Origin of the sequence: Streptomyces sporangiiformans (assembly GCF_005768555.2) — a bacterium.
In the GTDB taxonomy this organism is placed as follows: Bacteria; Actinomycetota; Actinomycetes; order Streptomycetales; family Streptomycetaceae; genus Streptomyces; species Streptomyces sporangiiformans.
The window spans coordinates 1-20063 of sequence record NZ_VCHX02000137.1; the positions used below are offsets into that span (position 1 = coordinate 1).

Sequence of the window (20063 nt, forward strand, 5' to 3'; positions counted from 1 at the left end):
GAAGGGGGGCGGCCATCGCCGTATGACGGGTGCAAGCCAGGTGGCGGGATGGGCGGGCTGCTCGTCCGACGAGCAGGACGCGCGGCCGGGCCCGGCCGCGCGCCAGCGCGACTACTGCGCGCCCGGCCGCACCAGACCGCTCTCGTACGCGTACACCGCCGCCTGTACGCGGTCGCGCAGACCCAGCTTGGTGAGGACGTGACCCACGTGCGTCTTGACCGTGGTCTCGCTGACGAAGAGGTCCGCCGCGATCTCCGCGTTCGACAGCCCGCGTGCCACCAGCTTCAGCACCTCGACCTCGCGCTCGGTCAGCGTGTGCAGCGTGTCCGGCACCGGCTCGTCGCCCGAGGGCAGATGGCCCGCGTACTTGTCGAGCAGCCGGCGCGTGATGCTCGGCGCGAGCATCGCCTCGCCCCCGGCGACCACACGGATCGCCTGCACCAACTCGTTGGCCGGGGCGTCCTTGAGGAGGAAGCCGCTGGCGCCCGCGCGCAGCGCCTCCACCACGTACTCATCGAGGTCGAAGGTGGTCAGCACCAGGACCTTCGCCGGACCGTCCCGACCGGGGCCGGTGATCTGCCGGGTCGCCTCCACACCGTCCATCCGCGGCATACGGATGTCCATCAGCACCACATCGGGCTGCAGCGCACGTACCTGGTCGAGTGCCTGCAGGCCGTCTCCGGCCTCGCCGACGACCGCGATGTCCTGCTCCGCCTCCAGGATCATCCGGAAGCCGGTACGCAGCAGCGGCTGGTCGTCGACCAGTAGGACACGGATGGCCACGTAAGTCTCCTTCGCTAGTCCGGCCCCATTCTGCCCTGCGCGGCATCGCCCGACTCCGGCGCCCTCACCGGTAGGGGATATGGCGGGGGAGTACCGCCGAATTCCGGACATACCTCCTGGTGGTCGCACCAGCCGCAGAGTTTGGTACGCCGCGGCCGCCAGTCGCCCGACTCGGTCGCCCGGCGGATCGCGTCCCACAGCGCGAGCAGCTTGCGCTCGACGCGCTCCAGGTCCGCGATCACCGGGTCGTAGGTCAGCACATCACCGCTGCCGAGATAGACGAGCTGGAGACGGCGGGGGACGACGTTCTTGAGCCGCCAGACCACCAGGGCGTAGAACTTCATCTGGAACAGCGCGCCCTCGGCGTACTCCGGACGCGGGGCCTTGCCCGTCTTGTAGTCGACGATCCGCACCTCGCCCGTCGGCGCCACATCGACCCGGTCGATGATGCCGCGCAGTGTGAGACCCGAATCGAGCCGGGCCTCCACGAAAAGCTCGCGCTCGGCGGGCTCGAGACGAGTCGGGTCCTCCAGCGTGAACCAGCGCTCGACGAGCTGCTCGGCCTCGGTGAGCCAGCGCGCCAGCCGCTCACCCGCGGCCTTCTCGTCCGAGTCGGCGAACAACTCCGCCAGCTCCGGCTTCGCCTCACGCAGCCGGTCCCACTGCCCCGGGACCAGCGACTTCGCGCGCGGCGCCGTGCGCTCCGTGGCCGGCGCGTCGAAGAGCCGCTCCAGCACCGCATGCACCAGCGTGCCGCGCGTGGCCGCCTCGCTCGGCTTCTCGGGGAGCTTGTCGATCACCCGGAAGCGGTACAGCAACGGACACTGCATGAAGTCGCCGGCGCGTGAGGGCGACAGCGAGGCCGGGGGCACGGCGGTCGCGGGCTCGGTACCGGTGCCGGCTTGCGCGACGCCGTCGTCGGTGCTCGTTTCCATGACGACAGACCTTACGGCCCGCCACTGACACCAAGAGGAGCACGAACACGACACACGGTGACGCACGCGCGGAGCGCGACGGCACGGCCAACAGACGCGACGGCACGGCCAACAGAGGGGGTGCCGGGGCGAAACACACCGCGACGGCCGCATACCATCGACCACAGGACCTCTCGCTCTTCATGACCGCGAGCGGGAGACGCGTCGAACGAGAGGAAATCGTGGACGAGAGCGGCGGGAGCGGGCAGCCGCGATCCGGTACGGACGAAGCGACCGAGCACCCCGCGGTGCCGGACGCCACCACCGCACACCCGCGATCCGACGCGGACGCGGCGGATCGCACCACCCGCCCGGACTCCACCGACTCCACCACCTCCAACGCGCCTTCGGGCACAGTGAGGTGGGAGAAGCCGGCAGCCGCCACACGCCCCTCCGACACGACCGGAAATCCCCCCGCATCGCCGCCCGCGGACACCACCGACTCCGAGAGCGCCGACGACCCTGTGGGCACCCCGGCGGCCGAACAACCCCCGGCGGCGGAGACAGCCGACGTGCGCCCCGAGAGCCTTCAGAGCCCCGAGAGCCCTGAAGGCCCGGCGGACAGCCCCGTGCAGCGGGAAGCCGTGGACGAGAGAGCCGCGGCCGCCCCTGCCGCCGCCCAGCCGCCCGGCACTACGGGGCACGGACGCGACAGCGGCGTCGCCCAGGCCTCCCCACGAGGCGATGAACCGGGGAAGCAGCGACGTGACGGCGCCGGCGGCGACCCCGACGGGCGGCCCCAGGCCGGCGGCCGGGGGCCGAGGCCTCCGCGACGTGGCAAGGAGCCCGGCGGCGGGCTGCTCATGGGGCGGCCCTTCGGAGTGCCCGTGTACGTCGCGCCCAGCTGGTTCCTCGTGGCCGCGCTCATCACCTGGGTCTTCGGCGGCCAGCTCGACCGCGTACTGCCCGAACTCGGCGCCGCCCGCTACCTCGTCTCCCTCTTCTTCGCGGTCGCCTTCTACGCCTCCGTGCTCGTCCACGAACTGGCCCACACCGTCGCGGCCCTCCGCTTCAAACTGCCGGTACGCCGCATCCAGCTGCAGTTCTTCGGCGGCGTGTCCGAGATCGAGAAGGAGTCCGAGACCCCGGGCCGCGAGTTCGTACTCGCGTTCGTCGGCCCTCTGCTCTCCCTCGTCCTCGCCGGCCTCTTCTACCTCGCCCTGATGACCGTCGAGCCGGGCACCGTCCCCGGCGTACTGCTCGCAGGCCTGATGATCTCCAACTTGATCGTGGCCGTCTTCAACCTCCTGCCCGGCCTGCCCCTCGACGGCGGCCGCATGCTCCGCGCCGTCGTCTGGAAGATCACCGGCAGGCCCATGACCGGCACCATCGCCGCCGCCTGGGTCGGCCGCGCCCTCGCGATCTCCGTACTGATCGGACTGCCCCTGCTCACCCAGTCCGGAGCGCTCGGCACCGACGCCGAGGACATCGGCGGCATGGACACCGTCACGGACGCCCTGCTCGCCGCCATCCTCGCCGCGATCATCTGGACCGGCGCCGGAAACAGCCTCCGCATGGCCCGCCTGCGCGAACACCTCCCCGAACTGCGCGCCCGCTCCCTCACCCGCCGCGCCGTCCCCGTACAGACCGACACCCCGCTCTCCGAGGCCCTGCGCCGCGCCAACGACGTCGGCGCCCGCGCCCTGGTCGTCGTCGACGCCGACGGCGAACCCGTCTCACTCGTCCGCGAGGCCGCCATCGTCGGCGTACCGGAACACCGCCGACCCTGGGTCGCGGTCAGCGGCCTCGCCCAGGAGCTCACGGACGGCATGCGCGTCTCCGCCGAGCTCGCCGGCGAAGCACTCCTCGACGTCCTGCGGGCCACCCCCGCCACCGAGTACCTGGTCGTCGAGGAATCCGGCGAGATCTACGGCGTCCTCTCGGCCGCCGACGTGGAACGCGCCTTCGTCAAGGCCATGGCCAGGCCCAACTGAGCTGCACTTATTTGCGCTCGGTTCGCCTCCGGGGCGCTACAGCCGGTGTCGAGGGCGTGACCGTGCTCGACCCTCCTTCGTCGGGCCTCCGCGCTCCCCCAAGCTCTCGGCTTCGCTCGAGCAGGGGGGACCCCCATGCGCCCTCGACACCGGCGCGCCCCTTCGGCTCACTCGCGTGTGGTCCTGCGCCCCCGCCCGGACCGGTAGGCTGGTCACATGTCCGAACCGACCGGTGCAGCCCGCCGACGCGGGCCCTTCAAGGTCGGGGACCAGGTCCAGCTCACTGACCCCAAGGGACGCCACTACACGTTCACGCTCGAAGCCGGGAAGAACTTCCACACCCACAAGGGTTCCTTCCCGCACGACGAGCTGATCGGCGCCCCCGAGGGCAGCGTTGTCCGCACCACGGGGAACGTCGCCTATCTCGCGCTGCGCCCCCTGCTCCCCGACTACGTCCTGTCCATGCCCCGCGGCGCCGCCGTGGTCTACCCCAAGGACGCGGGGCAGATCCTGTCCTTCGCCGACATCTTCCCCGGCGCCCGCGTCGTGGAGGCCGGTGTCGGCTCCGGCTCGCTCAGCAGCTTCCTGCTCCGCGCCATCGGCGACCACGGCATGCTGCACAGCTACGAGCGCCGCGCCGACTTCGCCGAGATCGCACAGGCGAACGTGGAGCGCTACTTCGGCGGCCCGCACCCCGCCTGGCAGCTCACCGTCGGCGACCTCCAGGACAACCTTTCGGACACCGACGTCGACCGCGTCATCCTCGACATGCTCGCCCCCTGGGAGTGCCTGGAGGCCATCTCCAAGGCGCTCGTCCCCGGCGGCATCCTGTGCTGCTACGTCGCGACCACCACCCAGCTCGCCCGGACCGTCGAGTCCATCCGCGAGATCGGCTGCTTCAATGAGCCGACCGCCTGGGAGTCGATGATCCGCAACTGGCACATCGAGGGCCTGGCCGTCCGCCCCGACCACCGCATGATCGGACACACCGGCTTCCTGCTCACCGCCCGCCGCCTCGCCGACGGCGTCGAGCCGCCCATGCGCCGTCGCCGTCCCGCCAAGGGCGCGTACGGCGAGGACTACGCCGGTCCGAACGCCGACGGAGGCACCGCCACCAGCCGCTGAGATGGCCCGGTGCCGCGTACAACGCACAAGCGTCGTGGCCGAGTTCCCGAACCCCCTCGGGAACTCGGCCACGACGCTTTTGTGTTGACACCGTGCCACAAGCCCTGACCCCGCCGTTCCCCCTCACTGTGACGTATGGCACGATGCTGGCCACCCCCACCCCCACCGGCACAGGCCTCACAGGAGACACATCTCTCGTGCAGCAATCCGTTGTCCCGGAACTCGCACACACACGCAGCGGTCCGATCCACTGGGTCGCCACCGCCGCCGCCCTCGCAGGAGTCATCGCGGCCGGCTCCTTCCTGCAGCCCGACCGGGCCACCGCCGCCCAGCCGGGCGACGTCGGGACGAAAACCGCCGCAGCCGTCACGGCGCCCCCCGATCCCGCCGGCGTCGACTTCCCGATCGAGTGCGGCCCCACCAAGGTCATCGTCCAGAAGAAAGCCTCCGCGGACCTCGACGGCGACGGCCGGCCGGAAACGGTGGCAGTGGTCCGTTGCGACGCGCTCGCCAGCACCCCGCCCAACGGCGTCTACGTCCTCACCCAGGCCGCCGACGCACCCAAACCCCGCGTGGTGGCCACCCTCATCGACCCGAAGGACCGCCTCACCGTGTCGGACTTCGCGGTACGTGACGCCACCGTCACCGCCACGCTCCTCGGCTACTCGTCGCCCGACGTTCCCAGTTGCTGCCCGGACACCACCGAGCGAGCCAAGTGGCAGTGGAAGAACGGCGCGTTCGTCCGCTCCACCCCGGCCGGCGCCCAGAGCGTGTGACGAACCAGACATAACGCAGCGGGCCCGGTCCGCCATGACACGGTGGACCGGGCCCGCTGCCCGTGTGAGTTCGGGAAACCCCACCCCCGGAACCCGCGCTCATGTGGCCGAACTCACGGCCGCGCAGGACCGATCAGCACCCGGAAATGACGTGACGTGATCGCGGAACTACTCCGCGTCCGGTCCGTACACCTCGGCCTTGTCCGAAACGCGACGTACATGGATGCACTCACCCGGACACTCCTTCGCCGAGTCGGTCACATCCCGCAGAAGCGGCAGCGGCACGGGCGTTGTGGCGCCCGGGGCCTGCAACAACGCGTCGTCGGAGCCCTTCACGTACGCAAGTCCGTCGATGTCCAGCTCGAAGACCTCGGGTGCATACTGGGCGCAGATGCCGTCGCCAGTACAGAGGTCCTGATCAATCCAGACCTCCAGTGCCTCGCCGCTGACGTCGGCCTCCTGCTGCACGCTCATATCTCCTGCCGTTTCCTGTGCCGAGCCATCCGAGACGAAAGGCAAGTCGGCCCAGCTCTGACGGGTGTTGAACGCTGCGAGCCTACAACCGTCCGCTTTCCGATGTTGTTGGATGGGTATCCCCCTGGCGTGAGGGAGAGCGCAAGGGTGAAGATCGGACACACCCCGACCGTCTTTGTGATCTAGGGGTTTCAATCGACACCCACCCAGGTAGGGTCTGGAAGCGTCCAGCTCCCCTTGGAGGAGGTGAGGACCGTGGCAGCCCACGACGACGACATGAACCGCGGCATCCGCCCGGGACGAGGGTCCGACGACCCCGCCGGGCAGATTGCCTACCTTGAGCAGGAGATCGCCGTCCTGCGACGCAAGCTCGCCGACTCTCCGCGTCACACGAGGATTCTCGAAGAGCGGATCGTCGAGCTGCAGACCAACCTGGCCGGCGTGTCCGCACAAAACGAGCGACTCGCCAACACGCTCCGTGAGGCCCGAGACCAGATCGTGGCCCTCAAGGAGGAGGTCGACCGGCTCGCACAGCCGCCGGCCGGCTTCGGCGTCTTCCTCGTGGCGAACGAGGACGGCACCGCCGACATCTTCACCGGGGGCCGCAAGCTCCGGGTGAACGTCAGCCCCAGCGTGGAGCTCGACGAGCTCAGGCGCGGCCAGGAAGTGATGCTCAACGAAGCGCTCAACGTGGTCGAGGCCATGGAGTACGAGCGAGTCGGGGACATCGTCACCCTCAAGGAAATCCTCGAGGACGGCGAGCGCGCCCTGGTGCTCGGGCACACCGACGAGGAACGGGTGGTACGGCTCGCCGAGCCGCTGCTGGACGTCACCATCCGCGCCGGCGACGCCCTGCTGCTCGAACCCCGATCCGGCTACGTCTACGAGGTCGTCCCCAAGAGCGAGGTCGAAGAACTCGTCCTCGAAGAGGTCCCCGACATCGGCTACGAACAGATCGGCGGTCTGGGCAACCAGATCGAAATGATCCGTGACGCGGTCGAGCTCCCGTACCTCTACCCCGACCTCTTCCGGGAGCACGAACTGCGGCCGCCCAAGGGCGTCCTGCTGTACGGACCTCCCGGATGCGGCAAGACGCTCATCGCCAAGGCCGTCGCCAACTCGCTGGCCAAAAAGGTCGCCGAGGTGACCGGAGTGGCCGCAGGCAAGAGCTTCTTCCTCAACATCAAGGGCCCCGAGCTCCTGAACAAGTACGTCGGTGAGACCGAGCGGCAGATCCGCCTCGTCTTCCAGCGCGCACGGGAGAAGGCCAGCGAGGGCACACCCGTCATCGTCTTCTTCGACGAGATGGAGTCCCTCTTCCGCACCCGCGGCTCGGGTGTCAGCTCGGACGTGGAGAACACCATCGTCCCGCAGCTGCTCGCCGAGATCGACGGTGTGGAAGGCCTGCAGAACGTGGTGGTGATCGGCGCCTCGAACCGCGAGGACATGATCGACCCCGCCATCCTGCGTCCCGGCCGCCTCGACGTGAAGATCAAGATCGAGCGCCCGGACGCGGAAGCGGCCAAGGACATCTTCCAGAAGTACCTCACCGAGCGCCTCCCGCTGCACTCCGAGGACGTCGCCGAGCACGCGGGCGACCGGGGGTCCACTGTCCAGGGCATGATCCAGACGGCCGTGGAACAGATGTACGCCGAATCCGAGGAAAACCGCTTCCTGGAGGTCACCTACGCCAACGGTGACAAGGAAGTCCTCTACTTCAAGGACTTCAACTCCGGAGCCATGATCGAGAACATCGTCGGCCGCGCCAAGAAGATGGCCATCAAGGACTTCCTGGAGCACAACCAGAAGGGCCTGCGGGTCTCCCACCTGCTCCAGGCCTGCGTCGACGAATTCAAGGAAAACGAAGACCTACCCAACACGACCAACCCGGACGACTGGGCTCGAATCTCCGGAAAGAAGGGCGAACGGATCGTCTACATCCGCACCCTCATCACCGGAAAACAGGGCGCCGACACCGGACGCTCCATCGACACGGTGGCGAACACCGGTCAGTACCTGTAAAAGACAGGGCGGCTGCGGGTGCCCTCAACGGGTACCCGCAGCCGACTGTTTTCCAGGGCGCAACCGGAGCGGAGCAATGACGCAAATGATCTCCCCACCAGGGCAAAGGCGTTCTAGGCTCTTCCGTACCGCCGTGTTGCGCAGTGCGGGGACGGGCACCGCACACGCACCGGAGCACCAGCGGTACTTGAGCTGCGCCCCCGACCGAGGGCGCCGCCGGGCAAGGAGGGCCGCATGACCGTACGGCGAGTAATGGGCATCGAGACGGAGTACGGGATCTCCGTCCCCGGCCACCCCAACGCCAATGCCATGCTCACCTCGTCCCAGATCGTCAACGCATACGCGGCGGCGATGCACCGGGCGCGCCGCGCCCGGTGGGACTTCGAGGAGGAGAACCCGCTGCGCGACGCGCGAGGCTTCGACCTCGCCCGCGAGGCCGCCGACGCCAGCCAGCTCACCGACGAGGACATTGGCCTGGCCAACGTCATCCTCACCAATGGAGCACGGCTGTACGTGGACCACGCACATCCGGAGTACAGCGCACCGGAGGTCACCAACCCGCGCGACGCGGTCCTGTGGGACAAGGCCGGCGAGCGCATCATGGCGGAGGCCGCCGAACGCGCGGCACAGCTCCCCGGCGCCCAGCCGATCCACCTCTACAAGAACAACACCGACAACAAGGGTGCCTCCTACGGCACGCACGAGAACTACCTGATGAAGCGGGAAACCCCCTTCTCGGACATCGTGCGCCACCTCACGCCGTTCTTCGTGTCCCGCCAGGTCGTCACCGGCGCGGGCCGCGTCGGCCTCGGCCAGGACGGCCACGAGCACGGCTTCCAGCTCAGCCAGCGCGCGGACTACTTCGAGGTCGAGGTAGGCCTGGAGACCACCCTCAAGCGGCCCATCATCAACACACGCGACGAGCCGCACGCGGACGCCGAGAAATACCGCCGCCTCCACGTGATCATCGGCGACGCGAACCTCTCGGAGATCTCCACCTACCTCAAGCTCGGCACCACGGCCCTGGTCCTCTCCATGATCGAGGACGGCTTCATCGCCGTGGACCTCGCCGTGGACCAGCCGGTACGCACGCTGCACCAGGTCTCCCACGACGCCACCCTCAAACGTTTGATCACGCTCCGTAGCGGCCGGACGCTCACCGCGGTCCAGCTGCAGATGGAGTACTTCGAGCTGGCGCGCAAGTACGTCGAGGAGCGCTTCGGCGCGGACGCGGACGAGCAGACCAAGGACGTGCTCACCCGCTGGGAAGACGTCCTGGGCCGCCTGGAGAGCGATCCGATGAGCCTGGCCGGCGAGCTCGACTGGGTCGCCAAACGGGAGCTCATGGAGGGCTACCGACGCCGTGACAGCCTCGACTGGGACGCGGCCCGGCTGCACCTCGTCGACCTTCAGTACGCCGACGTGCGCCCCGAGAAGGGCCTCTACAACCGTCTGGCGGCCCGCGGCAAGATGAAGCGCCTGCTGAACGACGCGGACGTGCTGACGGCCCAGACAAAGCCGCCGGAGGACACGCGGGCGTACTTCCGCGGCCGCTGCCTGGAGCAGTACGCCGACGACGTCGCGGCGGCCTCCTGGGACTCGGTGATCTTCGATCTGCCGGGCCGGGACTCGCTGCAGCGCGTGCCAACCCTCGAACCCCTTCGCGGAACGCGTAATCACGTGAAGGAGCTCCTGGACCGCTGCCGCACGGCAGAAGACCTGGTCAGGGTCCTGTCGGGCGGCTGACCGGCCCCGGGAGCCCCCGTGAGCGCACGGGGGCCGGCGGGGTGGAAAGACGCGGCGTCCGGGAATCATCGAGGTGGTCCCCGGACGTTGGAGTAACTGCGGGGCCGATGTCGGACCCTGCTTGTAGGGTCTGATCAAGAACGTCGAACCGAGCGGGGTGAGGGTTATGGCGACCAAGGACACCGGCGGCGGGCAGCAGAAGGCCACGCGTTCCACCGAGGAGGTCGAGGAGACCGCGCAGGAGGCGGAGGCCTCGGAGGACCTCAAGGAGCGCCAGGAGAAGCTGAGCGACGACGTCGATTCCGTGCTCGACGAAATCGATGATGTGCTCGAAGAGAACGCCGAGGACTTCGTGCGGTCCTTCGTTCAGAAGGGCGGGGAGTGACTTTCCCTTCGATTCGAAGGTAAGCGGGGGGTGAGGGTTGCTCGGCGAGGAAGATGTGAAGCGTTGCTCGCGGTGTAAGCAGCACAAGCCGCGAGCAGCCTTCGCGAGCAACAAGGCGATGCGCGATGGCCTCCAGGCGTACTGCCGGGAATGCTCGGCGCAGGATCAAGCCGCATGCCGAGGTGGGATCGCGATAGAACAGCCTCCGACGGCCTGTCCACCCGTTGCGAGGCCTGTCGAGCCATCGAAGCGCGTGAAGGCCACCTAAAGCGTCAATACGGCATCACGGTGGCTGAACGTGACGAGATGGCCACCTCTCAAATGGGGCTCTGCGTGATCTGTCCAAAGGCTCCGGCCATTCATGTGGATCACTGCCACGAGACGGGTAGGGTCCCTGGCGTACTGTGCTTCAACTGCAATTCGGCCATCGGCAAGTTGGGAGATGATCCCGACGCTGTTCGTCGGGCTGCCGCCTACTTGGAAGGATCCTCGTGGAAGCCAACACTCGTAGCACCGGGCGTCTACCAGCTGCCTTCCTGACGCCTGGGTCGTCCTCCTTCATGGACTTCCTGTCCCAGCACCAGCCGGAGATGCTCCCGGGCAAGCGGCAGTTGCCGCCTGTCCAGGGCGTGATCGAGGCGCCGCACGGCACGACGATCGTCGCCGCCACGTTCCCCGGCGGTGTCGTGCTCGCCGGTGACCGGCGAGCCACGATGGGTAACGTCATCGCGCAGCGTGACATCGAGAAGGTGTTCCCGGCCGACGAGTACTCGGCGGTGGGTATCGCCGGTACGGCGGGGCTGGCCGTGGAGATGGTCAAGCTCTTCCAGCTGGAGCTGGAGCATTTCGAGAAGGTGGAGGGCGCCCAGCTGTCCCTGGAGGGCAAGGCGAACCGCCTGTCGACGATGATCCGGTCCAATCTCGCCATGGCCATGCAGGGCCTGGCCGTGGTTCCGCTGTTCGCGGGGTACGACGTGGACCGCGAGAAGGGCCGCATCTTCTCGTACGACGTGACGGGTGGCCGCTCGGAGGAGTCGGGTTTCGCGGCCACGGGCTCCGGTTCGATCTTCGCGCGCGGTGCCATGAAGAAGCTCTACAGCGAGAATCTGAACGAGCAGCAGGCGACGACGCTGGTTGTGCAGGCCCTGTATGACGCGGCCGACGACGACTCGGCGACGGGAGGTCCGGATGTCGCCCGCCGGATCTACCCGATCGTCACCGTGATCACCGAGGAGGGTTTCCGCCGGCTCACCGACGAGGAGTCCTCCGAGATCGCCCGCTCGATCCTGGAGCGGCGCCTGGAGCAGCCCGACGGCCCGCGCGCCGCGCTGCTCTGACAGCGGCCCTTCTCTTATCAGGTGGTCCAGTGACTTCGACAGAAAGGGACGGATAACCGGTGTCGACGCCGTTCTATGTCTCACCCCAGCAGGCCATGGCCGACCGGGCGGAGTACGCCCGGAAGGGTATCGCCCGGGGCCGCAGCCTTGTGGTGCTGCAGTTCGCCGACGGGATTGTGTTCGTCGGTGAGAACCCGTCCCGTGCGCTGCACAAGTTCAGCGAGATCTATGACCGGATCGGTTTCGCGGCCGCCGGTAAGTACAACGAGTACGAGAATCTCCGCATTGGTGGTGTCCGGTATGCGGACCTGCGGGGTTATACCTATGACCGTGATGATGTGACCGCCCGCGGTCTCGCCAATGTCTATGCGCAGACGCTCGGCACCATCTTCTCCAGTGCGGCTGAGAAGCCGTATGAGGTGGAGCTTGTGGTGGCCGAGGTGGGTGAGACGCCGGAGGGTGACCAGATCTACCGGTTGCCGCATGACGGGTCGATCGTGGATGAGCACGGTTCGGTGGCGGTCGGCGGCAATGCGGAGCAGATCAGCAGCTATCTGGATCAGCGTCACCGGGAGGGTATGACGCTCGCGGAGGCGCTGAAGCTGGCTGTTCAGGCTCTGTCGCGTGACACGAACGGCAGTGAGCGGGAGATTCCCGCGGAGCGTCTGGAGGTTGCGGTCCTGGACCGTACGCGTCCGCAGCAGCGCAAGTTCAGGCGCATTGTGGGCCGTCAGCTGTCCCGCCTGCTGGCGGGGGACGGTACGGGTGCGGAGTCGGAGGCGGAGGCCGAGGGCGATTCCGAGGACTCCGCCGGGAGCTCCGGGGGCGCAGGGGGCTCCGAGGACGAGAAGTAGCGGGTTTCTCTCGCCTGTTCGTGTGCCCCGGCCGTCTGTGGCCGGGGCACACGGCGTTCAGGGCAGGTGTGGCGGCGCCGTGGAGCCTCGTACGACGAGTTCGACGGGGATGTCGCCGTCGGCGGGTGTGCGGCCGTCCAGGACGGTGAGGAGTGCCTTCATGCCGCGTTCGCCGAAGAGTTCGGCGTCCAGGCGTACGGTCGTCAGTTCTGGGTCGATGGCGGTGGCGATAGCCAGGTCGTCGACTCCGGTGATGGAGAGGTCGTCGGGGATGCGCAGGCCGAGCCGTCGGGCCGCTTTGTAGGCGCCGACGGCCAGTTTGTCGTCGTCGCAGACGAGTGCGGTGGGCCGGGGGCCGGGGGCGGCGAGGGCGGTCTCGGCTGCCGTGAGGGCGCCTTCGATGGTGATCGGTGCGGCGATGGTGCGTACCTGGGCGCCGGGGGTCTTGCTCACGCGTGTGGCGAGTTCGTCCGCGCGTATGTCGAAGGTCCAGGAGGCGATGTCGGCCGCCAGATGGAGGAAGCGGCGGTGGCCGAGGCCGAGCAGGTGTTCCGCTACCTGTCGCATGCCGTCTCTGATGTCGAGGTTGACGGTTGCGGCGCCGAGGCTGCCGTCGGGGTCGCTGTCGAGCATGACGAGGGGCAGCTGGTCGCCGTGGATCGCGGTGAGTGCGTCGGCGGCCATGGAGGAGGCGATCACGCCGTCCAGGGCGGCGGGTGCCGATCCGAAGGGGTCGCGGGCGGGGCCGATGCCTTGGGGTGAGGGGTAGAGGACGACGCCGAAGTCGTGTTCGGCGGCGACGCGGGCGGCGCCGGTGTAGACGCCGGCGAAGAATTCGGTGGTCAGGGCGGGCACGACGAGCAGTACGGTGCGTGTGCGGCCGAGGCGGAGGTTGCGGGCGGCGAGGTTGGGCCGGTAGCCGAGTTCCTGTGCGGCTTGGCGGACTCGGTCGGCTGTGGCCTCGGAGACCCGCCCGCGCCATTTCTCGCCGAGTACGAGTGAGACGGCGGCCTGGGAGACGCCGGCGGCGTGGGCGACGTCACGGCTTGTGGGGCGCGTGCTACCTCGTGCCACCGTCGACCTGTTCTTTCTTCTGGACTCGCGGACAGCGCACATGGTACGTATGGCCAGAGCAGTTATACGTAAAACTTCGACTGTGACCGGCTACGAGAAGGGCAGGGAATGGCCTCGCGTTATCTGGAGATCCTCAGGACGAGGCACGCCGTCCGGCTGCTCGTGGGCACCCTCGTGGGACGGCTGCCGAACGCGACGGCCCCGATCGCCGTCCTGCTGTTCATCCGCGCGGAGGGCGGCAGTTACAGCCTCGCCGGCGCGCTCGCCGCGGCCTACGGTGTGTCGAACGCCGTGGGGCAGCCGGTGCTCGGCCGTCTCGTGGACTTCTACGGGCAGCCGCGCGTGCAGCTGCCCGCCGCGGTCGTGTCGGCCCTCGGCATGGCCGTCTTCGCCTTCACCGGCACCGAGCCGCTGCCGCTCGCGTACGCGATGATGGTGGTCGCCGGGTTCTTCACGCCGCCCCTGGAGGGCGGTCTGCGGGCGCTGTGGCCCTCAGTCCTCCGTAAGGAGGACCAGGTGCCCATGGCGTACGCGATGGACGCGGTGGCGCAGGAGGTGATGTTCACCGTCGGGCCCTTGCTGGTCACGCTGTGCGTGTCGCTGTGGTCGGCGCAGGCCGCGCTCCTGGTCCTGAACGTGCTCGGGATCCTCGGGGCACTCTCCGTGGTCGTCTCGCGGCCCTCGCGCGCGTGGCGTTCGGCGCCGCGGGAGGCGCACTGGCTGGGCGCGCTGCGCTCGCCCGGCCTTCTCGCTCTGCTCGGCGCGTTTCTCTTCGTCGGCATGGCGCTGGGCTCCATCGCGGTCGCGGCTGTGTCGTACGCGGACGACCATGGCGGGGACTCGACGTACGGCTGGCTGATGGCGGCCATCGGGCTCGGCGCACTCGTCGGCGGCAGTGTGTACGGGGCGCGGCAGTGGAGTGGTGCTCCGGAGCGGCGGCTGCGTGTGCTCGTGGCGCTGTTGGCGGTCTTTTACGTGCCGCTGATGCTCATGCCCGGTGTGGTGGTGATGACGGCGCTCACGGCGCTTGCCGGGGTCTTCCTCGCGCCCTGTATCGCCTGTTCCTTCGTCATCGTCGACCGGCATGCGCCGCGGGGCACGGTCACGGAGGCGTTCTCCTGGTTGGTGACGACGTTCATGGTGGGCTCGTCGGTGGGAACGGGCCTGGCGGGACCGGTCGTCGAGTGGGGCGGGGCGGTTTGGGGCTTCGCGGTCCCGGGTGCCGCGGGGGCCCTTGCGCTGGTTGTTCTGCTGGCCACGGTGCGGGTCCTCACAGCTGTGGGCGGCGGTGACGTGGTGGCAGCCGCTTCGGAAAATGATCGAAACGGTGCAGCCGAACCCCGTTTCAGCACCGGGCATCAGGCGTAATGTTCAGTCATGGACCGCCGCATTTTCGGGCTGGAGAACGAGTACGGCGTCACATGTACGTTCAGGGGACAGCGCCGCCTGTCTCCTGACGAGGTGGCGCGGTACCTCTTCCGCCGTGTCGTGTCATGGGGCCGCAGCAGCAATGTCTTTCTGCGAAACGGCGCCCGCCTCTATCTCGACGTGGGATCACATCCGGAATACGCGACTCCCGAATGTGACAACGTGACAGAGCTTGTCACCCACGACAAGGCGGGCGAGCGCATTCTGGAAGGACTCCTGGTAGACGCCGAACGACGCCTGCACGAGGAAGGAATCGCGGGCGACGTCTACCTCTTCAAGAACAACACCGACTCGGCGGGCAACTCCTACGGCTGCCACGAGAACTATCTGGTGGCCCGCCACGGGGAGTTCTCCCGGCTCGCGGACATCCTCATCCCGTTCCTTGTCACCAGGCAGCTCCTCTGTGGTGCCGGCAAGGTGCTGCAGACTCCGCGCGGCGCGGTGTACTGCGTCAGTCAGCGGGCCGAGCACATCTGGGAGGGCGTCTCCTCGGCGACGACGCGTTCCCGGCCGATCATCAACACCCGGGACGAGCCGCACGCGGACGCGGAGCGCTACCGCCGGCTGCATGTGATCGTCGGTGACTCGAACATGTCCGAGACGACCATGCTCCTCAAGGTCGGTGCCACTGATCTGGTGCTGCGCATGATCGAGGCGGGCACGGTGATGCGTGACCTGACGCTGGAGAACCCGATCCGGGCCATCCGCGAGGTCAGCCACGACATCACGGGCCGTCGCAAGGTTCGCCTGGCCAGCGGCCGTGAGGCCTCGGCCCTGGAGGTTCAGCGCGAGTACTACGAGAAGGCCGTGGACTTCTGCGAGCGTCGCGGTATCCGCACCGGCACGGTCGAGCAGGTCCTCGAACTGTGGGGCCGTACGCTCGACGCGATCGAGACGGAGGATCTCGACCGGATCGGTACGGAGATCGACTGGGTCATGAAGTACAAGCTCCTGGAGCGGTACCGCGCCAAGCACAACATGACGATGTCGCACCCGCGTGTCGCGCAGATAGACCTCGCCTACCACGACATCCACCGCCGCCGAGGTCTCTACTACCTGTTGGAGAAGAAGGGCCAAGCCGCTCGGATCTGCAACGACCTGAAGATCTTCGAGGGCAAGTCCGTGCCGCCGCAGACCACCCGGGCCCGGCTGCGCGGCGACTTCATCCGGCGCGCGCAGGAACAGCGCCGGGATTTCACCGTCGACTGGGTCCATCTCAAGCTCAACGACCAGGCACAGCGCACCGTGTTGTGCAAGGACCCGTTCCGGTCCGTCGACGACCGGGTGGAGAAGCTCATCGCCGGAATGTGAGCCGGCCCCGGCTCGCGCCGGCCATTGCGCCCGATGCCCGGAGGCAGCACTGCCTCCGGGCATCGGGCGTAGGGGGCGGCGGCGCGTCTCGCGGCAATCCGAACAAGACCGCGTGCACGCCGTAGAGTGGCGGCCATTGCCCTGGCCCCAATCCCCCAGTTGGACTGATGAAACACAATGTGAAGCGCCGTGTCATCGCGCTGCTGGCCGTGCCCGCCCTGCTGATCACCGCCGCGTGCGGATCGGACGATGACAGCGACAACGAGGCGACGAGCGGCGTCGCCCAGGTGAAGGGGAAGTTCGGGGCGAAGCCCGAGATTTCCGTCCCGAAGGACGGGGAGCCGTCCAAGAAAACGGTGATCAAGGCCCTCTCCAAGGGTGACGGAGCCGAGATCAAGAACTCCGACTTCGTCCGGTTGGACTGGACCGTCGAGAAGTGGGAGGGCGCCCAGGAGCTCGGTAGCAGCTGGGCCGCGACGGGCGGGGCGTCGACGCCGCGCAGGCAGGCCGTGGAGCGGATCGGCCGGCCGAGCCAGCAGCTGCCCGCCAAGGTGCTGGAGGCCGTCAAGGGTGAGAAGCAGGGCAGTCGGATCCTGGTGCAGGGCACCGCGGGCGATCTGTTCGGCGACACTCTGAACCCGTCTTCGGGAATCAAGCCCAAGGATGTGCTGGTCTGGGTGCTGGACGCGGTCGGTACCGCCTCCGTCGACTCCAAGGCGGAGGCGAAGGGTGAGCAGGCCGCCGTCGAGGCGGGCCTGCCGGAGGTGAAGGCTCCCTCGCAGAAGGCGGCGACCATCACCATTCCCAAGGGCACCAAGGCCCCCAAGGACCTCGAGCAGCAGGTGCTGGTCAAGGGCAGTGGTGACAAGGTCAAGGCAGGTCAGGGGCTCATCGCCCAGTACACCGGGGTCAAGTGGGAGGACGGCAAGAAGTTCGACTCCTCCTGGGACCACGGTGGCGCCATCGCCTTCCAGATCGGCACCGGCTCCGTGGTGCCGGGCTGGGACAAGGGCCTCGTCGGCAAGAACGTGGGCGACCGGGTCCTGCTGGTGATCCCGCCCAAGCTCGGCTACGGCGGGACCCCCAGCAGCGAACTGGCGAAGAACACTCTGGTCTTCGTCGTGGATATTCTCGGAACGGTCTGACCGCGGTGCCGATGACACCGTCCGGGACACAGGCCGCGTAACAAGGAGTAATGAAGTGAGCATCGAGAAGCCCGAGATCGACTTCCCGGGCGGCGAGCCCCCGGCGGACCTCGAGATCAAGGACATCTGGGAGGGCGACGGGCCGGTCGCGAAGGCCGGTGACTTCGTCAAGGTCCACTACGTGGGCGTGGCCTTCTCCACCGGTGAGGAGTTCGACGCGTCCTGGAACCGCGGTACGCCGCTGGAGTTCCAGCTCGGTGTCGGTCAGGTCATCTCCGGCTGGGACCAGGGTGTGCAGGGCATGAAGGTCGGCGGCCGTCGTCAGCTGACGATCCCGGCCCACCTCGCCTATGGCGACCGCGGCGCCGGTGGCGGCCGTATCGCGCCGGGCGAGACGCTGATCTTCGTCTGCGACCTGGTCGCGGTCTGATCTTCGGGTCTGATCTTCGGTCTGATCTTCGCGGGGATCCGCCGGCGCTCGGCGCGGCGGATCTTCGTACGCTGTGTGACCGAGGTCTGACCGGACTCGATCATCTGGGGTCCATGCCTGCCCAGGCATGGACCCTCGGCTTTTGCCGCGACACCCCGGAGCGGTACGGTCATCGAGCGGAAGGGCTGAACGAGAGGACGTAGGGCGTCGATGGCCATTGCCAAGGCCGAGCGGTTGATGAACCTGGCGCTGTGTCTGCTCGGGACGCGGCGGCCCCTGAGTAAACGTGAGCTTCGCCAGTCCATCGAGGCTTATCTGGAAGCCGGTTCGGACGACTCCTTCAACCGGATGTTCGAGCGCGACAAGGATGATCTGCGCGAACTCGGCCTGGTCATCGAGACGGTGGAGAACCTGGACGGCGAAGTCGGTTATCTGGCACGCCGCGACAGCAACCGTCTGCCGCCCATCACTCTGGACGCCGAGGAGGCCGCGGCCCTCGGGCTGGCCGCCAAGGTCTGGCAGCAGGCCCGGCTCGCGGGCGCGGCGAGCGGCGCCCTGCAGAAGCTGCGTGCGGCCGGGCTGCCCGAGGACGTCGACCCGTACGAGGCGCACGGGGCCCTGGAGCCGCGTATCCCCGTGCACGAGGCCGCCTTCGAGCCGCTGATGCTCGCCTGCCGCGACCGCCGCCCGGTCTCCTTCGACTACCGCAAGGCGACCGCCGTCCGTCCCGAGCCCCGCCTGGTCGAGCCGTGGGCGCTGGAGTGCTGGCGGGGCCACTGGTACCTGGCCGGCTGGGACCGTGACCGGGGCGCGGAGCGGGTCTTCCGGCTGTCACGGATCACGGGCAGGGTCCGTACCCGTAGCGGGAAGTTCACCGCCGAGGTGCCCGATGTCGTCACCGTCCGCGAGACGGTCGCGAGCTGGGCGGGGGAGATCGCCGACCGCTCCGCGGTGATAAGGCTGCGTACGGGCGCGGGTTACCCGCTGCGGGCCAAGGCTGTCTCCGTGCGGGAACTGGGCGGCGGGTGGGACGAGTTGGTGATCCCGTACGGGCATGGACTGGACGCCTGGCTGGTGGAGTTCGGGCCCGATGTGGTGGTCCTGGAGCCCGCCGAGCTGCGGGCCGATGTCGTGGACCGGCTGCGTGCCGTGGCCAAGGGCTGAGGGGACGTCAAGAAAGTGGTGGGAAAACCGGCCAGGCCCACGAGCGCCATCGACCAGACCCGGCGAATGCTCTCCCTGGTGACGTATCTGCGGGAGCGTCCTGGTGCGCGGGTCGCCGACGTGGCCCGGGCCTTCGGGATCTCCGAGGACGAGCTGATCTCCGATCTGGATGTGCTGCCGCTGTGCGGCACCAGCTTCCGGGGCGGCGATCTGCTGGACATCGACACGGACGGTGAGCGGATCTGGTGGCGCAATCCGGGCGCCCTCGGCGCGGAGGCGGCCGAGCCGCTGCGTATCGCCGCCGACGAGGCGACCGCGCTGCTGGTGGCCGCCCGGGCCGTGTCCACGCTGCCGGGGCTGCGTGAGGGGGACCGGCAGGCGCTGCTGCGGGCCACCGCGAAGGTGGAGGCCGCGTCGGGCGAGGCGGCGGGAGCGAGTTCCCGGCTGTCGGTCACGTTCGAATCCGAGGGCGGGGTGTTCGCGGACGTCGACCGGGCGATCTCCGAGCGGCGACGGCTGTGGATCCGCTACTACTCGCCCGCGCGCGACGAGGTCACCGAGCGGGAGATCGACCCGATCCGCCTGGTCAGCGTCGGTCACACCTATGTGGAGGCGTGGTGCCGCCGCTCCGAGGCGCGGCGCACCTTCCGCCTCGACCGGGTCGCGGAGATCCGGATCCTGGACGAGCCGTCCGTGCCGCCCGAGATCGAGCTGCGGGATCTGTCCGAGGGGCTGGTGCAGCCCGCGGCCGAGGATCCCGAGGTGGTCGTGGAGGTGGGCCCCGGCGGGCGCTGGGTCGCCGAGTACTACCCGCACGACAGTGCCGATGAACTGCCGGACGGCGGTCTGCGTATCACCTTGCGTACGCCCGATCCCGCCTCGCTGCGCCGCCTCGCGCTGAGACTCGGGCGGGACGGACGGATCGTCTCGCCCCGGGAACTCGCGGACAGCGCCCGGCAGGCGGCCCGCGAGGCGCTCGCGGCGTACGACGGGCCGGAGGGCGTACACGGCGGGCCGCAGGGCGCGCCGAGCCCGCACGACGGGCCTCACGGAGTCCAGGACGGGCTGTACGGCAGGCGGGAGCAAGGGCTTTGAACAGGT

19 protein-coding genes are annotated in these 20063 nt (G+C 68.7%); 15 read left to right on the forward strand and 4 right to left on the reverse strand.

The window, feature by feature from the left end; translation table 11 throughout:
* Positions 1-111: 111 nt before the first annotated feature.
* Both FGD71_RS20160 and FGD71_RS20165 read right to left on the reverse strand, forming a co-directional pair.
* Positions 112-783, reverse strand: coding sequence for a response regulator (locus FGD71_RS20160; protein ID WP_030560260.1), 672 nt, complete (start codon positions 781-783; stop codon positions 112-114).
* Between the two features lie 14 nt (positions 784-797).
* A complete protein-coding gene (locus FGD71_RS20165) occupies positions 798-1718 on the reverse strand; it encodes a RecB family exonuclease (protein ID WP_119101872.1) in 921 nt (306 codons plus the stop codon).
* A 221-nt stretch (positions 1719-1939) separates the two neighbouring features.
* Here FGD71_RS20165 and FGD71_RS20170 point away from each other — a divergent pair, with 221 nt between their 5' ends.
* The 3 genes from FGD71_RS20170 (at position 1940) to FGD71_RS20180 (ending at position 5592) form a co-directional block, all read left to right on the forward strand.
* Positions 1940-3691 (forward strand): site-2 protease family protein, encoded by a 1752-nt coding sequence (locus FGD71_RS20170; protein ID WP_119101873.1) that lies wholly within the window; start codon positions 1940-1942, stop codon positions 3689-3691.
* A gap of 216 nt (positions 3692-3907) precedes the next feature.
* Positions 3908-4816: a tRNA (adenine-N1)-methyltransferase gene (locus FGD71_RS20175; protein ID WP_119101874.1), complete on the forward strand. Its 909-nt coding sequence runs from the start codon at positions 3908-3910 to the stop codon at positions 4814-4816.
* A 197-nt stretch (positions 4817-5013) separates the two neighbouring features.
* Positions 5014-5592, forward strand: a complete 579-nt coding sequence (locus FGD71_RS20180) for a hypothetical protein (protein WP_119101875.1) — start codon at positions 5014-5016, stop codon at positions 5590-5592.
* A 168-nt stretch (positions 5593-5760) separates the two neighbouring features.
* Here FGD71_RS20180 and FGD71_RS20185 read toward each other — a convergent pair whose 3' ends face one another.
* The gene (locus FGD71_RS20185; RefSeq protein WP_119101876.1) at positions 5761-6066 is read right to left on the reverse strand and encodes a ferredoxin; all 306 of its coding nucleotides are present in this window, start codon (positions 6064-6066) and stop codon (positions 5761-5763) included.
* Positions 6067-6321: 255 nt separating this feature from the next.
* Here FGD71_RS20185 and arc point away from each other — a divergent pair, with 255 nt between their 5' ends.
* From arc to prcA, 6 genes are all read left to right on the forward strand, one after another.
* The gene (gene arc / locus FGD71_RS20190) at positions 6322-8088 is read left to right on the forward strand and encodes a proteasome ATPase (protein ID WP_119101877.1); all 1767 of its coding nucleotides are present in this window, start codon (positions 6322-6324) and stop codon (positions 8086-8088) included.
* A gap of 234 nt (positions 8089-8322) precedes the next feature.
* Positions 8323-9834: a depupylase/deamidase Dop gene (gene dop / locus FGD71_RS20195; RefSeq protein ID WP_119101878.1), complete on the forward strand. Its 1512-nt coding sequence runs from the start codon at positions 8323-8325 to the stop codon at positions 9832-9834.
* Positions 9835-10000: 166 nt separating this feature from the next.
* On the forward strand, positions 10001-10219 hold the full coding sequence (locus tag FGD71_RS20200; protein ID WP_119101879.1) for a ubiquitin-like protein Pup: 219 nt from the start codon (positions 10001-10003) through the stop codon (positions 10217-10219).
* Between the two features lie 321 nt (positions 10220-10540).
* Complete coding sequence (locus FGD71_RS49940) at positions 10541-10759, forward strand: endonuclease VII domain-containing protein (RefSeq protein WP_338120071.1); 219 nt, start codon at positions 10541-10543, stop codon at positions 10757-10759.
* On the forward strand, positions 10711-11556 hold the full coding sequence (prcB, locus tag FGD71_RS20210) for a proteasome subunit beta (RefSeq protein WP_119101880.1): 846 nt from the start codon (positions 10711-10713) through the stop codon (positions 11554-11556). The genes FGD71_RS49940 and prcB overlap by 49 nt, the downstream gene beginning before the upstream one ends.
* Before the next feature lie 59 nt (positions 11557-11615).
* Positions 11616-12410, forward strand: coding sequence for a proteasome subunit alpha (gene prcA, locus FGD71_RS20215; RefSeq protein WP_119101881.1), 795 nt, complete (start codon positions 11616-11618; stop codon positions 12408-12410).
* Between the two features lie 57 nt (positions 12411-12467).
* Here the strand turns inward: prcA and FGD71_RS20220 are convergent, their stop codons facing one another.
* On the reverse strand, positions 12468-13484 hold the full coding sequence (locus FGD71_RS20220) for a LacI family DNA-binding transcriptional regulator (RefSeq protein ID WP_162931177.1): 1017 nt from the start codon (positions 13482-13484) through the stop codon (positions 12468-12470).
* Between the two features lie 108 nt (positions 13485-13592).
* On the opposite strand from FGD71_RS20220, the gene FGD71_RS20225 reads away from it, so the two are divergent.
* The 6 genes from FGD71_RS20225 (at position 13593) to FGD71_RS20250 (ending at position 20057) form a co-directional block, all read left to right on the forward strand.
* Positions 13593-14852 (forward strand): MFS transporter, encoded by a 1260-nt coding sequence (locus tag FGD71_RS20225; RefSeq protein WP_119101883.1) that lies wholly within the window; start codon positions 13593-13595, stop codon positions 14850-14852.
* 9 nt (positions 14853-14861) lie between these two features.
* Positions 14862-16223, forward strand: a complete 1362-nt coding sequence (gene pafA, locus FGD71_RS20230; protein WP_119101884.1) for a Pup--protein ligase — start codon at positions 14862-14864, stop codon at positions 16221-16223.
* 167 nt (positions 16224-16390) lie between these two features.
* Positions 16391-17368: an FKBP-type peptidyl-prolyl cis-trans isomerase gene (locus FGD71_RS20235; protein ID WP_119101885.1), complete on the forward strand. Its 978-nt coding sequence runs from the start codon at positions 16391-16393 to the stop codon at positions 17366-17368.
* Positions 17369-17423: 55 nt separating this feature from the next.
* Positions 17424-17798, forward strand: a complete 375-nt coding sequence (locus FGD71_RS20240) for an FKBP-type peptidyl-prolyl cis-trans isomerase (RefSeq protein ID WP_119101886.1) — start codon at positions 17424-17426, stop codon at positions 17796-17798.
* 210 nt (positions 17799-18008) lie between these two features.
* A complete protein-coding gene (locus FGD71_RS20245) occupies positions 18009-18962 on the forward strand; it encodes a helix-turn-helix transcriptional regulator (protein ID WP_119101887.1) in 954 nt (317 codons plus the stop codon).
* 15 nt (positions 18963-18977) lie between these two features.
* Positions 18978-20057 carry a helix-turn-helix transcriptional regulator gene (locus FGD71_RS20250; protein WP_119101888.1) on the forward strand — a complete coding sequence of 360 codons (1080 nt, stop codon included), beginning with the start codon at positions 18978-18980 and terminating at the stop codon, positions 20055-20057.
* Positions 20058-20063: the final 6 nt, after the last annotated feature.

Coding starts and splice junctions, on each gene's coding strand:
- FGD71_RS20165 (WP_119101872.1), bottom strand. CDS start 1,718: ATGGAAACGAGCACCGACGACGGCGTCGCGCAAGCCGGCACCGGTACC.
- FGD71_RS20175 (WP_119101874.1), top strand. CDS start 3,908: ATGTCCGAACCGACCGGTGCAGCCCGCCGACGCGGGCCCTTCAAGGTC.
- FGD71_RS20185 (WP_119101876.1), bottom strand. CDS start 6,066: ATGAGCGTGCAGCAGGAGGCCGACGTCAGCGGCGAGGCACTGGAGGTC.
- dop (WP_119101878.1), top strand. CDS start 8,323: ATGACCGTACGGCGAGTAATGGGCATCGAGACGGAGTACGGGATCTCC.
- FGD71_RS20200 (WP_119101879.1), top strand. CDS start 10,001: ATGGCGACCAAGGACACCGGCGGCGGGCAGCAGAAGGCCACGCGTTCC.
- FGD71_RS49940 (WP_338120071.1), top strand. CDS start 10,541: ATGGGGCTCTGCGTGATCTGTCCAAAGGCTCCGGCCATTCATGTGGAT.
- FGD71_RS20225 (WP_119101883.1), top strand. CDS start 13,593: ATGGCCTCGCGTTATCTGGAGATCCTCAGGACGAGGCACGCCGTCCGG.
- pafA (WP_119101884.1), top strand. CDS start 14,862: ATGGACCGCCGCATTTTCGGGCTGGAGAACGAGTACGGCGTCACATGT.
- FGD71_RS20235 (WP_119101885.1), top strand. CDS start 16,391: ATGAAACACAATGTGAAGCGCCGTGTCATCGCGCTGCTGGCCGTGCCC.
- FGD71_RS20245 (WP_119101887.1), top strand. CDS start 18,009: ATGGCCATTGCCAAGGCCGAGCGGTTGATGAACCTGGCGCTGTGTCTG.